This window comes from Methanococcoides vulcani (genome assembly GCF_900111645.1).
Taxonomy (GTDB): Archaea; Halobacteriota; Methanosarcinia; order Methanosarcinales; family Methanosarcinaceae; genus Methanococcoides; species Methanococcoides vulcani.
In genome coordinates this window covers 93,621-107,950 of sequence record NZ_FOHQ01000001.1, presented here as the reverse complement: position 1 = coordinate 107,950, position 14,330 = coordinate 93,621, and the positions used below count along the sequence as shown (strand labels likewise).

General features: G+C 44.8%; 14 protein-coding genes. 10 read left to right on the top strand and 4 right to left on the bottom strand.

The genetic code is table 11. The annotated features are described in order from the left end of the window. Window positions 1-40: 40 nt before the first annotated feature. The 3 genes from BMX02_RS00595 to BMX02_RS00585 form a co-directional block, all read right to left on the bottom strand. Window positions 41-556, bottom strand: a complete 516-nt coding sequence (locus BMX02_RS00595; RefSeq protein WP_244625081.1) for a phosphate-starvation-inducible PsiE family protein — start codon at window positions 554-556, stop codon at window positions 41-43. Window positions 557-686: 130 nt separating this feature from the next. Beyond that, window positions 687-1,202, bottom strand: a complete 516-nt coding sequence (locus BMX02_RS00590; RefSeq protein ID WP_091688133.1) for a GNAT family N-acetyltransferase — start codon at window positions 1,200-1,202, stop codon at window positions 687-689. Window positions 1,203-1,259: 57 nt separating this feature from the next. Then, on the bottom strand, window positions 1,260-1,862 hold the full coding sequence (locus BMX02_RS00585) for an IMPACT family protein (RefSeq protein ID WP_091688131.1): 603 nt from the start codon (window positions 1,860-1,862) through the stop codon (window positions 1,260-1,262). A gap of 128 nt (window positions 1,863-1,990) precedes the next feature. Between BMX02_RS00585 and BMX02_RS00580 the strand changes: the two genes are divergently transcribed. The 10 genes from BMX02_RS00580 to comE all read left to right on the top strand — a co-directional run bounded on the left by BMX02_RS00580 (window position 1,991) and on the right by comE (window position 13,076). Further along, window positions 1,991-3,124, top strand: coding sequence for an aldo/keto reductase (locus BMX02_RS00580; RefSeq protein WP_091688129.1), 1,134 nt, complete (start codon window positions 1,991-1,993; stop codon window positions 3,122-3,124). A gap of 87 nt (window positions 3,125-3,211) precedes the next feature. Further along, a complete protein-coding gene (locus BMX02_RS00575; RefSeq protein ID WP_091688127.1) occupies window positions 3,212-5,209 on the top strand; it encodes a PAS domain-containing sensor histidine kinase in 1,998 nt (665 codons plus the stop codon). A gap of 242 nt (window positions 5,210-5,451) precedes the next feature. After that, complete coding sequence (locus BMX02_RS00570; RefSeq protein WP_091688125.1) at window positions 5,452-8,202, top strand: PAS domain S-box protein; 2,751 nt, start codon at window positions 5,452-5,454, stop codon at window positions 8,200-8,202. Window positions 8,203-8,235: 33 nt separating this feature from the next. Continuing rightward, window positions 8,236-8,484 (top strand): cytochrome b5 domain-containing protein, encoded by a 249-nt coding sequence (locus tag BMX02_RS00565; RefSeq protein WP_244625079.1) that lies wholly within the window; start codon window positions 8,236-8,238, stop codon window positions 8,482-8,484. Window positions 8,485-8,669: 185 nt separating this feature from the next. Further along, window positions 8,670-9,923, top strand: a complete 1,254-nt coding sequence (locus tag BMX02_RS00560) for a cysteate synthase (protein ID WP_091688123.1) — start codon at window positions 8,670-8,672, stop codon at window positions 9,921-9,923. Window position 9,924: 1 nt separating this feature from the next. Then, a complete protein-coding gene (locus BMX02_RS00555) occupies window positions 9,925-10,689 on the top strand; it encodes an ATP-binding cassette domain-containing protein (protein WP_091688121.1) in 765 nt (254 codons plus the stop codon). Beyond that, window positions 10,686-11,384: a GTP-binding protein gene (locus BMX02_RS00550; protein WP_091688119.1), complete on the top strand. Its 699-nt coding sequence runs from the start codon at window positions 10,686-10,688 to the stop codon at window positions 11,382-11,384. The genes BMX02_RS00555 and BMX02_RS00550 overlap by 4 nt, the downstream gene beginning before the upstream one ends. A 3-nt stretch (window positions 11,385-11,387) precedes the next feature. After that, window positions 11,388-12,014 carry a (Fe-S)-binding protein gene (locus BMX02_RS00545; protein ID WP_091688117.1) on the top strand — a complete coding sequence of 209 codons (627 nt, stop codon included), beginning with the start codon at window positions 11,388-11,390 and terminating at the stop codon, window positions 12,012-12,014. 4 nt (window positions 12,015-12,018) lie between these two features. After that, complete coding sequence (gene comD, locus BMX02_RS00540; protein WP_091688115.1) at window positions 12,019-12,516, top strand: sulfopyruvate decarboxylase subunit alpha; 498 nt, start codon at window positions 12,019-12,021, stop codon at window positions 12,514-12,516. Further along, window positions 12,513-13,076 carry a sulfopyruvate decarboxylase subunit beta gene (gene comE, locus BMX02_RS00535; protein WP_091688113.1) on the top strand — a complete coding sequence of 188 codons (564 nt, stop codon included), beginning with the start codon at window positions 12,513-12,515 and terminating at the stop codon, window positions 13,074-13,076. Before comD ends, comE begins: the two co-directional genes overlap by 4 nt. Here comE and BMX02_RS00530 read toward each other — a convergent pair. After that, window positions 13,045-14,322, bottom strand: a complete 1,278-nt coding sequence (locus BMX02_RS00530; RefSeq protein WP_091688111.1) for a methanogenesis marker 16 metalloprotein — start codon at window positions 14,320-14,322, stop codon at window positions 13,045-13,047. The two genes, comE and BMX02_RS00530, sit on opposite strands and share 32 nt — an antisense overlap. Window positions 14,323-14,330 lie beyond the last annotated feature (8 nt).

The following is a 14,330-nucleotide window of genomic DNA, read 5'->3' as shown; positions in this document are numbered from 1 at the left end:
ATCCTGTCTAGATATAGAAACATCCCTGTTGTCTTAAACCTCATTCATTTCCTGTTTCTTTTTGCTTTCCGGTCATAAATGATGGCACAATATCATGCAGGTCCTCAGGTGAATACCTGATCGCAAGCACACGCACAATTCCAAGTACCAGTATCAGTGCTGCAAGAGCAAGGATGAATCCGGACTCGAACTCCTTTGCGTACATGCCCACAGCGATCTCGCGCATCACGATCAGGATGGTGGCGTCAGTAACGTATGTCAGTTTGATGCGCTCATGCTCGTGGTAATCTACAAAAGTGTTGAACAGGTCGATCAGTATGAAGATCGTGAGGACACTGGAGACCATGTGATTAAAACCAACATCCAGAGATGAGAATATAGTGAACCTCAGGTCCAGCACTGTTTTAGCCATTCCAACGACCAGTGTCAGGAGAAGGATGTACAGGACAAGGGTCGTTATTGAATCGATTATTTTTCTAAATACTTTTGTATTGTCTATCATAATGTTGCCTGAAGGAGGAGCCATTTTCACGACCCTCAGGCGAGGAATAGACATTGGGATATATAGAGCTTGTCTGGATAGAATATAGATAGGACTGTAGAATAAATAGAGTATATAGATAAAGAAGGGGAGAGGAGAGAATAACTGGAGGGTTGAATTATGGAAAAGCCTGGTTTAAAGAACTTCAGACCTCACAGAATTCCTCAGGATATTCCACAACACCTCTGACATTATCCAGTGCGCCATCAACAAGCTCTATTGCCATGAATGCCTCATCCGGCACATCTTCAAAAGGAGCTCTGATATCCCACTGAGATGCAGGCCTGAAACCAAAGCGTGGATAGTACTCGGGATGTCCCAGAACAATGACCGAACTGTATCCGAGGTTCTCAGCCACAGTAAGTCCTTCCTTTACAAGGGTACTGCCAATACCCTGCTTCTGGAATTCCGGGAGAACGGACATTGGTGCCAGTGAAAGGGAATCATATTCCTTGCCATCGTCAACAACTTTGATCGGGAAGAACAGGATATGCCCTACAACCTTGCCATCTACCTCGGCAACCAGTGAAAGCTCAGGAACAAAATCGGAGTGCATCCTTAAGTTTACAACAAGCTGGCCCTCGTACTCCTGGCCAAAAGCATGATCGTTCACCTCTGTGATCGCGATATAATCGGTATCTTCTTCTTTTCTGATCTGCATATGATCCCCACAAAAAAGATAGATTGCCTGAAATAAATAGTTTACTCGCAGTTGGGATCAATCATTAATATATGCCACATTAGCCCTGTTCCTTGTCAGGTCCGTGATCTGTGAGATGAAAACGTCCTCGGTGCCTTTTCTCACTTCAACAGATAGTTCCACAATATCGGTGTAGTTCTCATTTAGCAGGTTACCATATTCTTCGATCAGTTTCTTCACAGGCTGGATGTCGGAATAGGTGACCTTCAGTTTCAGGGTCGTCATCTCATGCACTTCAATGATACCGGCTTCCTCGATAGCTGCTACCGCTGCCTCCCTGTAGGCTCTGGAAAGACCTCCGAATCCCAGTTTTATGCCACCGAAATAACGGGTCACCACCACTGCCACATTGCTCAGCTCTTTAAGCTCCAGCACCTTGAAGACCGGCTTCCCGGAACTGCCTGCGGGCTCACCATCATCATCATACTTTGCCACAAGGGTGCTGCCGTTCTTGATCAGATAAGCAGAGACGTTATGGTTAGCATCACCATATCGCTCCTTAACGGCAAGCAAAAAGGTCTTTGCAGCGGCTTCATCCCTTATAGGAGCAGCATGGCCTATGAAGACCGAGTTCTTGAACTCCTTTTGGGCAACACCATCAGACCTGACCGTTCGATACAAAGGATCACCAGCACAACGAGTGAATATTAATAGCGGTAAACATCTATCATAAAAACTGTAGAAGAACTTCGATGCAATACCGTGCAACCTCAAGAGATAGCTGATGATACATAAAATAGAGGGATGAGATGTTATACCGCAAATTTGGAAGAACAGGAGAGAACGTTTCAATACTTGGCTTTGGGTGTATGAGGTTTCCTGTCATCGATGGAAAAGACGACCAGATCGATGAAGAGCAGGCAACCAGGATGATAGAATACGCCATCGACCAGGGTGTGAACTATTTTGACACAGCTTATCCCTACCATGAAGGAAAAAGTGAGCCCTTCGTGGGAAAAGTGCTGAACAACGGTTATCGTGAAAAGGTCTACCTCGCAACAAAACTGCCACTATGGCTGGTGGAAAAAAGAGAGGGCATGGACCGCTTCCTTGACGAGCAACTCCGCAGGCTTCAGACAGACTACATCGATTTCTACCTCATGCACGGATTTACCAGAGGCCACTGGGAAAAGATGAAAGAGCTGGGAATGTTCGACTTTATTGAAAATGCAATATCAGCCGGGAAGATAAAGTATATAGGATTCTCCTTCCATGACAATATCGAAGTGTTCAAGGAGATCGTGGATGGCTATGACTGGGACTTTTGCATGATACAGTACAACTTCATGGATGAGAACTACCAGGCAGGAAAGGAAGGTCTGCTGTACGCTGCCGATAAAGGCCTTGGTGTTGCCATCATGGAACCACTGCGTGGCGGAAGTCTTGTCCGGATCCCCGATGGCGTGCAGCAGATATGGGACAGTGCAGATGTTAAACGCACACCTGCAAACTGGTGTCTGCAGTATCTCTGGGACCAGCCACAGATAAGCATCGTACTGAGCGGAATGAGCAATTTTGAGCAGGTGGAACAGAATATCGCCTATGCAGAAGAAGGAGTTGCAGGATCGCTTTCTGAGAAAGAGCATGAGCTCATCGGGAATGTTCGGGATGTATATCTTGAAAAGATCGAAGTTGATTGTACCGACTGCAAATACTGCCTGCCATGTCCTTCCGGAGTGAACATACCTGCTGCATTTACCTACCTGAACAGTGCTTCCATGTACGGAAATCTTGAAAAAGCACGTCTTCACTACGATCTGTTCGTACCACCTGAGGAAAGAGCATCCAGATGTGTTGAATGCGGACTCTGTGAACAGAAATGTCCACAACATATTTCGATACAAAAGATGTTAAAACACGTTTCAAAAATACTTGAGAACTGAAGAAATAAATACATACTCAAAAAAATTCATATAGAATTAAGTACTCATAATTATAAGTATAATTTATTTTTTTGTAGGCAGCCCAAAATGACAGGTCATATAGAGAGCGTCACCATGCATGATGCATTGAATGTGGAAGAAAATAGATGCGACTTCCTCATCGAAAACATCAGCGATATATCCTATATCTTAGATTCGGAAGGTGTTATAGATTACATCAGTCCCCAGATAAGGAAATATGGGCTGGACTCTGAAAAGATGTATGACACTCATTTTTTGAACTATATCAATTCATCAGACCGTGAAAATCTGGCATCCGGATTCCAGAAGATGATGACGGAAAACACATCTTTTGACACATTGCTCAGGGTTTTTGACCAGTATGGGAAAGAACACTGGCTTGAGAACCATGCCGAATTCCAGAGCGGTAGAAATGGGAGCCCTTCCAGGATCATCGGCATCATGAAAGATGTCACTGAACACATCGCAATGGAAAAAGAGCTGCAGAGATATCGTGATGAATTTGATGAAAACCTGGTACTTCGAAATGCGGAACTTACAAGGTCCAGGGAACCCCTTGAGCAGGAGATAGAGGACCTGAAAAGAACAGAAGAAAGGATCGTCAGCCTGAGCCAGTTCCAGCAAACCGTCATTGAGAACGCGGACATATGGCTTGATGTGCTTAACAGGGACGTAGAGGTCGTTATATGGAACAATGCTGCAGAAACGATCAGTGGTTACACAAGGGATGAGGTTGTCGGCAGCACGATGATCTGGGACCAGTTATACCCGGATAAAGAATATCGCGATGAGGTCTTTTCAACAATTTCCAGGATCATAGAAAAAGGATCGGAGATATCCGACCTGGAGACCACCATTACAAGAAAGGATGGGGAAAAACGTGTCGTTTCATGGAACTACAAGAAACTCCTGAACTCAAAAGGCGAGAACATCGGAACTATCGGCATCGGTAATGATATTACCAGAAGAAAAGAAGCAGAAGAGATGCAAATAAAGCATGTCCATTTCCTGCAGGAACTCATTGATGCCATACCTGCACCTATATGTTACAAAGATAAAGATGGGGGTTATCTTGGATGCAACAAAGCATTTGAGAACTTTTCCGGTATCAAAAAAGAAGATATAACTGGAAAAATAACCTCAGAACTACAGGTTGAAGACCCGACCGGTGAATCATATTACACGGACAGGGAACTCATCGAGACAGGCGGATCAAAGACCTATGAAAAGGAAGTCATCTACGCCAGTGATCAGAAAAAGCACAACATTATGGTCAATAAATCTGTTTTTACTGACATAAAAGGGAATATCCTTGGAGTTATAAGTGTAATTCTTGACATCACTGATCGCGTCAGATCTGAAATGATCCTGAAAGAATATGCTGAACAACTTGAGCATTCCAATGAACTTAAAGAAATATTCACGGATATCATGCGTCATGATCTCCTGAACCATGCAAATGTGGTCAACGGATTTGCATATATGCTTCTTGAGATGGAAAAGGATGAAAAGAAGATAAAGAAGCTGGAGAACATCGAGTTCAGTAACCGTAAGCTTATGGAACTCATAGAATCCGCAGCATCTTTTGCTAAGTTCGAAACCATCGATGACATCAAGTTCGAGTCAATAGAACTTGCAGGAATGTTAAAAGATGTCGTGAAACATTTCCAGTATCAGGCCAACCAGAGAAACGTTTATATCGAACTTCCGATACACGGAGAATACAATGCATTGGCTAATCCTATGATAGAGGAAGTGTTTGCAAACCTGATATCGAATGCCATAAAGTATGGTCCCGATAACTCAAAGGTTATTGTTAATATCCTGGATAAGGACAGGGATTGGATGGTCACAGTTACCGATTATGGAGATGGGATACCGGATGATGAAAAGTCACTGGTGTTCGACCGTTTCAAACGTGTGGACAAAAAGGGAGTGAAAGGTACCGGACTCGGACTTGCTATTGTTAAAAGGATCGTTGACCTCCATGGAGGAGATCTCAGTGTGGAGGACAATCCAGGAAACAGAGGAACTGTGTTCGGGGTAACGTTCAGAAAAGTATGAAATATCTCCAATTATCCTATGGATCAAAAGTAGCTGTCAGATCATAGATCGATCATTTATCAAATTTTGTAGACTCATTTTCAACTTTATAGATCATATTGTATCATTAAGATAAACAATTTACAAGTATTGTTGAACCGGTAAGTATTACTTTTTTGGATTTGACAAATATAGTTATATATGGATTCAGGGCATACATAATACCTGTTTTGTTTTTTTACTGCTCAAGGGGACAAACTACAATGACAGCTACTGCAGACTATGTTTCCATAGACGATCTGGTGAATAAAGGGGAAGAAAAATACCGATACCTGATCGAGAACACCAATGATATAATCTACAGCATAAATGAAGAAGGTGTTGTACTTTACATAAGTCCTCAAATTAAACGCTATGGGATCGATCCTGAAGAGATGGTGAACAACTATTTTGAGAATTACATTCATCCGGAAGATCGTGAAAAGGAAGTAGCTGATTTCAAAAAAGGAATGAGGGAAAAGAAAGCATTTTCCACTACATTCCGATTGCTCGACAGTGAAGGAAATGTGCACTGGGTCGAGAACTACCCACACTTCCAGAGCGATAAAGAGGGTAATTCCCCGGGAATAATTGGCGTGATCCGGGATGTCACCAGATACAAGATCGCGGAAGATGAGCTAAAAAAGTACCGTAACCGTCTCGAAGAGCTCGTCGAACTTCGAACTTCTGAACTGGAAAAAGCCAATGAACAGCTCAAAAAAGATATACTAGAAAGAAAACGTGCTGAAGAGACGTTAAAACAGAAAGAGAAACATATAAGTCGTCTTTTTGATGTTGCTCCGATCGGAATGGGAGTTACGTGTGACAGAAAAATATTGGATTCTAATGAAGAAGCTTCTCACATACTTGGATATTTAAAAGAGGAGATCATCGGAAAAGACACCCGTATGTTCTATCCATCTGATGAATGTTACAGGATCGTCGGGGAAGAAATGGAGGCCGTTATCAGGGAAAAACGCACAAGAACAACAGAAACCCGATTCAGGCACAAAGACGGAAGAATTATTAATATTTCCATGAAACTTGCACTTCTGGATAAGGAAGATCCATCCAGAGGGATCATTTATACATTGCAGGACATCACCGAGAAAAATAATTATGAGAAGGAGATCAAGGAAAAGGAAGCAAAGATCAGAAGTGTATTCCTTGCAACACCGATAGGAATTGGGGTGGTCTGGGACAGGGCATTCAGAGATGTTAATGACAATATGTGCGAACTGGTCGGATATTCAAGAGAGGAAATTGTGGGAGTTAATTCAAGATTCCTTTATCCTGATGAAGAAGAGTACTACAGAGTCGGCAATATATTGAAAGGACTGGTCGAGAACAAAGAACCGATCCAGGCACAGGGAAAATGGATACGCAAGGACGGAAAGAAAATTGACGTTGCCTTTACTTTTGCCCTTATAGATCCAAAGAACCCACCATCAGGAATTACTTTTACAGTAGAGGATATCACTGAAAAGTTACTGGCTGATGAAAAGATATGCAACCTGACGCAATTCCAGCAAACCGTTATTGAAAATGCAGATATATGGCTTGACGTTCTCAACAAAGATGCAGAGGTTGTCATATGGAACAATGCTGCAGAAAAAATAAGTGGATACGCCAGAGAAGAGATTATTGGCAGTACTAAGATCTGGGATCTACTGTATCCGGATGAAAAATATCGTAATGAAGTATTTGCAGAAGCTAAAGCTATTTTAGAACAAGGTAAGCGAGTAGCCGGACTTGAGACCACTATCACAAGAAAAGATGGTGAAGAACGTATAATATCATGGAACTCGAGAAACCTTGTTAATGAAAATAGAGAAGTTATTGGGGCTATAGCTATTGGGAATGATATTACACAAAGGAAAGAGGCCGAAAAGGTCCAGAGAACATATTTCCATTTCCTGCAGGAACTTCTAGATGCTATCCCCTTACCTGTGTTCTACAAGAATAAAGATGGCATGTATCTTGGATGCAACAAAGCATTTGAGGATTTTATAGGAATAAAAAGAGAAGAACTCGTCGGAAGAACTGTTTTTGAACTGGCTCCCGAGGATCTTGCACAACAATACTATGAGAAGGACAATGAACTTTTCGAAAACGGTGAAATACAGGTATATGAATCATGGACCGAATCAATAACAGATGGTTCAAGACGTAGAGTGATGTTCAACAAATCGCTATTCACAGATCTGAACGGGGAGAAAGCCGGACTTGTCGGAGCAATTTTTGATGTGACCGAGATCAAGGAAACTGAGGAAATGCTCAGGAAATATGCAAAGCAACTTGAGAACTCAAATGAATTTAAAGGTATTTTTACGGATATCCTGAGCCATGATCTTCTGAACCATGCAACTGTCATAGACGGATATACTCATCTTTTGCTTATCGGGGAAGATGATGAAAATAAGTTACAGAAACTGGACAGAATTGATAACACAAATCAAAAGCTCATCGAAGTTATCGAATGTGTGGCAGCTTTTGCCAAATTGGAATCGACGGATGAGATCGATTTCGAACCAGTGGACATTACAAAGATCCTGAATGATTGCCGATCTCATTTTGAATACCAAGCAGCCCAGAAAGAGATGGAGATCGTGCTTGAAACAAAAGGCAGGTATGATGCACTTGTAAACCCGATGATAGAGGAAGTTTTTGCAAATCTGATATCAAATGCTGTAAAATACGGTCCTGAAAACGAAAATATCAAAATTGACGTGAAAGATCAAGATGAATACTGGAAGGTCACAGTAACTGATTCAGGAAAAGGTATTGCAGACGAGGACAAAAGCATGATATTCGATCGTTTCAAACGAGCGGTGGGGGATTGCAAAATAAAAGGAAGTGGGCTTGGGCTTGCAATTGTGAGGAGAATAGTAGACATTCATGGCGGGGAAGTCGGAGTTGAAGATAATCCGGATGGGGCTGGCAGCGTATTCTGGGTAACGTTGAAGAAAGCGTAAATCATTATTAACACAGAATATCAGATATTGAGAATGGGGGTCATTGAAGTGGAAGAATTCACAAAGGAAGAACTTGCAAAGTACAACGGTAAGGATGGAGCAAAGTGCTACATAGCATATCAGGGAGAAGTCTACGACGTAACTGACAGTATGCTGTGGGATGATGGGGATCACCAGGGAATGCATGAAGGTGGCATTGACCTTACTGAGGAAATGGACGATTCACCCCATGATGACGACGTTATGGAAGATTTCACTGTTGTCGGGAAATTGATCGATTAAAGATCTTTTTTGAGGGATACGTGATCCCTTTTAAGGGCATGACTGAAAATGCCCATAAATATTTATTTTACATTTTTGTATATTTGTCACCCAATAGTCCATACGATTAAGCAGAATGAACCTAAAACGGCAATTTTTGCCCATTTAATGAAAAAGTATATAAGCAGATTCCCCGACTTGAACTCATGAATAAGTATGTCGTGAAATGTCCAGAGTGTGGACAAGTCAGGGATCCGTATGCATTACATTGCCCCAATGACGATGCATTGCTGCGTACAGAGTATTCTAAGAAACAGATAGAACCGACAGACATGCCGGGGATCTGGAGATATTACGACTGGCTGCCGGTAAACGGCATTATAGAGGAAGGTTCCGGCAGACCTGTGACATACAAAAGTGAGGGGTTTGCAAAAGAGCTTGGAGTAAAGGACCTGAACATCACTTTCAACGGCTACTGGCCCGAAAAAGAGGCTTTCATAAGAACATGCAGCTTCAAGGACCTTGAGTCATTCCCCACAATGCAGAGATTAATAGAGAATAATGAAGACCGGATAATGGTGGTTGCATCTGCCGGCAACACTGCCAGGGCCTTTGCACATGTGGCATCCATAACAGGACAGAAGTTGCTGCTGATAGTACCAAAGAACAGCACACACCGGGTCTGGACAACGAACGATGACACTTCCTCTATCTGCACGGTGACCGTGGACGGGGACTACTATCAGGCTATTGTAATGGCAGAAAAGATAGCATCAAGAGATGAATTTGTAAGCGAGGGCGGTGCCCGCAACATTGCCAGAAGGGATGGAATGGGAACCGTGATGCTGGATGCAGTACTTACGACCGGAAGCCTGCCACAACACTATTTCCAGGCAGTGGGCAGCGGAACCGGAGGGATCTCGGCCTGGGAAGCATCGATGAGGCTCATTGAGGACGGACGTTTCGGGGACAACATGCCGCGATTACATCTTGCACAGAACCTGCCATGTGCACCACTCTACTCATTATGGACAGGCATTGAACTTACAGGACGCTGTCCTGAAGAAATGCATGATGATGTGCTCTACAACAGGAAACCGCCATATTCAGCCAGCGGCGGGGTAAAGGATGCACTGGATGACACGAACGGGATGATCTACGGGATCACTAACAAGGAAGCTGAGGCCGCACAGAAGCTCTTCGAACAGAGCGAAGGTATCGATATACTACCAGCACCAGCTGTTGCCTGTGCTGCACTGATCAGGGCAGTGGATGCAGGCGAGGTCAAACCTGATGAGCAGATCGTACTGAACATAACCGGAGGGGGGCTAAAACGATTACAAGAAGCATTGTCTACAAAGCAACTGGGCGTCGATCTTACCGTATCCCAAACAGATCCGGATGCAGAGAAAAAGATACTGGAAAAGGTTTCCGAACTTTTCAGTAAAGGAGGTTACTGAAATGAGCAATTCTATCAAGCTGACGATCATCGGAGGCGTTAACAAGGATGGTACAAAGGAACCGGTGGACAGGGTCGAAGTGAATCCCGGAGACATACTTGGAATAGTCGGTCCCACAGGCTCCGGAAAAAGTACACTTATTGATGATATCGAGCAACTGGCACAGGGAGACACACCAACCGAACGCAGGATACTTATCAATGACGAAGAACCGGATGCAAAAATGAGGGTTGACCCACGCCTGAAACTTATAGCACAGCTTTCACAGAACATGCATTTCCTTGCTGATATGAGCGTTTCTGAATTTCTGCAAATGCATGCCAGAAGCCGGGGAAAAGATCCCGAGCTTATGCACAAGGTCATCGAACTGGCAAACATCCTTACAGGAGAACCCATCCATGAGGACGACCACCTTACCGTCCTGAGTGGTGGCCAGTCACGTTCCCTGATGACTGCAGATATAGCAGTGATCAGCGATTCACCCATCGTGCTTATCGATGAGATCGAGAACGCAGGAATTAAAAAACAGGATGCATTGGCCCTTCTTGCAGGAGAAGGGAAGATCGTAGTTGTAGTTACACACGACCCTGTACTGGCACTTATGGCATCCCGCAGGATAGTCATAAAGAACGGAGGAATGTCCGATATAATCACGACAAGCACTGAAGAGAAGAATGTCGGGAATCGTGTCTCAGAAGTTGATAACTGGATGATGGACCTTCGCGAGATCATTCGACGAGGGGAGATCGTGGAAGGTGTTGTATGAAACTCGTAGTTGTTGCAGGAACCCCTGGTTCCGGAAAAACGTCCGTATTATTGCATACCATAAAGGCCTTGAAAAGGCGTGGCAATAAGCCTGCAGTTGTCAAGGTCGACTGTCTCTGGACAGATGATGACAAGAGGTTTGGAAGGCTTGATGTGCCAATTCGGGTAGGTCTTGCAAGGGATATGTGCCCTGACCATTTTACCATCTATAATACAGAACCCATGCTGCAATGGGCAGAAGAAGAAGGTGCCAACGTCCTGCTCAATGAGACCGCCGGACTGTGCTTAAGATGTGCACCATATCCGGATTCATGTTTAGCGGTCTGTGTCATCGACGTGACCACCGGTCCGAACACACCTTTGAAGGTAGGACCGTTACTGACCACTGCAGATATCGTGGTCATGACAAAAGGCGACATCGTCTCACAGGCAGAACGTGAGGTTTTCAGGGAAAGAGTACTGGAAGTTAACCCCGATTCTCTTGTGGTAGAAGCTAACGGTCTTAGCGGAAAAGGTGCCATCGAACTTGCAGAGCTCATCGAGGATGGAGTTGAAGCAGGAGAAGATATGGTACTCAGGTATAACCCACCACTCGCCATCTGTACCCTTTGTAGCGGTGAAAAACGCGTTGAACGCAAATACCACATGGGAGTTCTTCGCCACCTTGACGGATTCATGGAATATAAGGGGGAGTAATCAATGGAAGGGATACTTGAGCTGCTTCCCGGATATAATTGCGGCAAATGCGGATACAATCAATGCCGTGATCTTGCAGAGAATATGAGAAAGGCCGAGGACATAGGCCTCTGCCCTTTCATGGGAAAGCAACAGTTCTCTGAGAACAGGAAGAAGCTAAAGGAACTGTTGAAGGACAGGTCTGACGGTACGAATATTATTGGTGTGATCGATGGTCTCGAAGCAGACTTCACCCTTGCACCACTGACCGGCGAACCATCATGCAGGGAGGACATTCATCCTATAGACGGCACCGAGCTCAAAGCAGGTGATCTCGTAAGGTACCGGCCACTTGGTTGCCCTATAACTCATTTCGCAAAGGTCATTAAAACATCCCGCGGAATGAACACCATCCATATGGTGGGACCTCTGCAGCGTCTTGGAAATGAGGATGTTGAATTTCTCGATGCAGGGATATGCCTGATATTCGCTTTTGACGGAAAGGTCGAAAAGGGACGCATCCCGAGAGTAGGTGAGACCGTGAAGTTCATCCCCACGCATTGCATGATGCAGAAAGTGCATTCAGGCATCATCGTGGGCGTGGAGGAAAGGAACGTCAGGATCGAAGCGATCGACCTGAAAGTATGGTGAGAAAATGGATCCAAGCATATCGGTATTCAATGGTATGAGGATGACAGGAATCGACCTTGTTGTCAGTGTACCCTGTATCAACCTGAAGGATATACTTCCGATGATCGACAGTGATCCTTCCATGATCCACGTGCCTGTGACCCGTGAAGAAGAAGGAGTGGGCATCTGTGCCGGCGCTTACATGGGAGGAAAGATCCCTGCAATGCTCATGCAGAATTCCGGGCTCGGAAACTCCATCAACGCACTTGCATCCCTGAACAAACTATTCCACATCCCCCTGCTGTTGATCATGAGCCACAGGGGCGTAGAAGGTGAAACTATCTGTGCTCAGGTACCCATGGGTCAGCTTACAACCTCTTTGCTTGATGCACTTGATATACCATATGTCGTGCCTACCATAGACAATGTGGAAGAAACAATACTTCATGCATGGGCGATCGCATCTGAAAAGGGACGACCTGTTGCAGTCCTTCTCGAGATCGGTTTCTGGGAGGCAGAATGAAACGCATAGACGTGATCTCCATGATCGCCAGAAAGGCAGAAGAGAAAAATTCCCTCATCGTGTGCAATATTGGATTACCTTCAAGGGAACTGCACCACGTGAAGGACAGAACCGGGAACTTCTACATGCTTGGTTCCATGGGACTTGCATCTTCCATTGGTCTCGGGCTTTCTCTCTCAGTTCCAAAAAGACATATTATTGCAATTGACGGCGATGGTTCTGTTCTCATGAACATGGGCAGTCTGGCAACCATTGCACACCAAAGACCTGAGAACTACCTGCTTGTTGTGATAGACAACGGCACATACGGTTCGACCGGAGACCAGCCTACAGCTACATCCCTTGGAACTGACCTTGGTGCTGTTGCAAGGGGAGCAGGGGTACAGGAAGTTCATACTGCAGACAATGAAAATGAGATTGAACATATACTCAAAAAAATTGACAGGGGAGTGATAGTTGTACGTGTGGATGCCGGAAATGCATCTGTACCCGTGATCGGCCTGTCCCCTGAAGAGATAATCGAGCGTTTCATGGCTGAATGTGCTCGACCATCTGAGTAAGTCTGAAAGAGCCTTCAAGGATCTTTTCTTTTAATTTTTCTGACATCTGCAAAGCCCTTTTCTTGTCAGACTGGCGTAGGACGATAGGAACGTTCGCCGAATGGTCACCGAGCTCGAAATTGATGGAGCCCATCTTACCGGTGAATACATCTCCCACACACAACGTTGTGCATAGCCCACAGTTAAAGCATGCATACCTGTCAAGTCTCACTTTGTCTTCATCAAAGCTTATAGCAGCCATGGGACATTGTTCCTTAGGCTCACATACAGCACAAGTGATGCATTCCTTCGGATCGAACTTTACTTCCAGATCCACATCTTCCCACACGTCACCATAAGTGGAATAACCCACACATGCCCTTTTGTCCACGGCCATTACTGACATCTTGAGCTGCCTGTCACGCTCTGCTATTGCATCCACTACTGAAGGATCGGTCACAGCTATGGGGACTGCCCATGAAACTATACATTCCGGACCTGCTGATGTGAAAAAACCACCCATGTATTCAGGGTCCATGTCATGCATATCCGCAAAGGCCGTCAGGTTTGGTTTCTCTTTCGCACTACGGGTCCCAGGTCCCAGTATGAACCCTTCTGAACCGTTCATGAGGATGCGTGTTCCCACACCGATGGATCGCAGCAACGGATCGTTCTTTACAGGATTTATCTGGCCACATCCGGAGATCGTGGCCTCTGTAAGCCTTGGTCCGAAGTCCATTGCATGGAATATGGAAGATACCGGGTCATCTGAGGTGTTAACAAAAGCAGAATAGTTCTTGAAAGCGTGGCGGGTACCATACATCATTGCATATGGCATATCAGCAAGTGTCACTTTTGTTGTGAAGGTCACATCGCTATCTGTAACGACCTTTACGTCCACAGGGTTTCCTGCTGCAAGGTCACGGAAGAGATGTCCGGCACCATAATGATGGTCATCAAGACTGTGATCGGTGCCAAAAAGCATCAGATCAAGGATACCAAGCCTTTCGTTGGGACATGGACCTACATGGGCAGGAACCCCGTTCATATAGACTTCCTTCGCACGCAGGAAACTGCAGGGTGCGTCCACAGGGAAAGAGAGGATCGCATATGTCCCGCTCATGATAGCACGTGTAGCTGCTGTCACAACATCCACTTTTTCGATATTTTCCCCGCGGCCTGCAAGTTCACAGACCTCCTGTGCAGTAAGCACAATAGCTTCACCTATCCCGATGCTTTCGTTTATACTTTCAATGCTACGTTCCATATTAACCC

What these genes read in the sequence shown, in the direction of transcription:
- BMX02_RS00565 (WP_244625079.1), top strand. Translation starts at nt 8,236, where the DNA reads ATGGGGGTCATTGAAGTGGAAGAATTCACAAAGGAAGAACTTGCAAAG.
- BMX02_RS00575 (WP_091688127.1), top strand. Translation starts at nt 3,212, where the DNA reads ATGACAGGTCATATAGAGAGCGTCACCATGCATGATGCATTGAATGTG.
- BMX02_RS00555 (WP_091688121.1), top strand. Translation starts at nt 9,925, where the DNA reads ATGAGCAATTCTATCAAGCTGACGATCATCGGAGGCGTTAACAAGGAT.
- BMX02_RS00560 (WP_091688123.1), top strand. Translation starts at nt 8,670, where the DNA reads ATGAATAAGTATGTCGTGAAATGTCCAGAGTGTGGACAAGTCAGGGAT.
- comD (WP_091688115.1), top strand. Translation starts at nt 12,019, where the DNA reads ATGGATCCAAGCATATCGGTATTCAATGGTATGAGGATGACAGGAATC.
- comE (WP_091688113.1), top strand. Translation starts at nt 12,513, where the DNA reads ATGAAACGCATAGACGTGATCTCCATGATCGCCAGAAAGGCAGAAGAG.
- BMX02_RS00580 (WP_091688129.1), top strand. Translation starts at nt 1,991, where the DNA reads ATGTTATACCGCAAATTTGGAAGAACAGGAGAGAACGTTTCAATACTT.
- BMX02_RS00595 (WP_244625081.1), bottom strand. Translation starts at nt 556, where the DNA reads ATGTCTATTCCTCGCCTGAGGGTCGTGAAAATGGCTCCTCCTTCAGGC.
- BMX02_RS00550 (WP_091688119.1), top strand. Translation starts at nt 10,686, where the DNA reads ATGAAACTCGTAGTTGTTGCAGGAACCCCTGGTTCCGGAAAAACGTCC.
- BMX02_RS00530 (WP_091688111.1), bottom strand. Translation starts at nt 14,322, where the DNA reads ATGGAACGTAGCATTGAAAGTATAAACGAAAGCATCGGGATAGGTGAA.
- BMX02_RS00570 (WP_091688125.1), top strand. Translation starts at nt 5,452, where the DNA reads ATGACAGCTACTGCAGACTATGTTTCCATAGACGATCTGGTGAATAAA.
- BMX02_RS00545 (WP_091688117.1), top strand. Translation starts at nt 11,388, where the DNA reads ATGGAAGGGATACTTGAGCTGCTTCCCGGATATAATTGCGGCAAATGC.
- BMX02_RS00590 (WP_091688133.1), bottom strand. Translation starts at nt 1,202, where the DNA reads ATGCAGATCAGAAAAGAAGAAGATACCGATTATATCGCGATCACAGAG.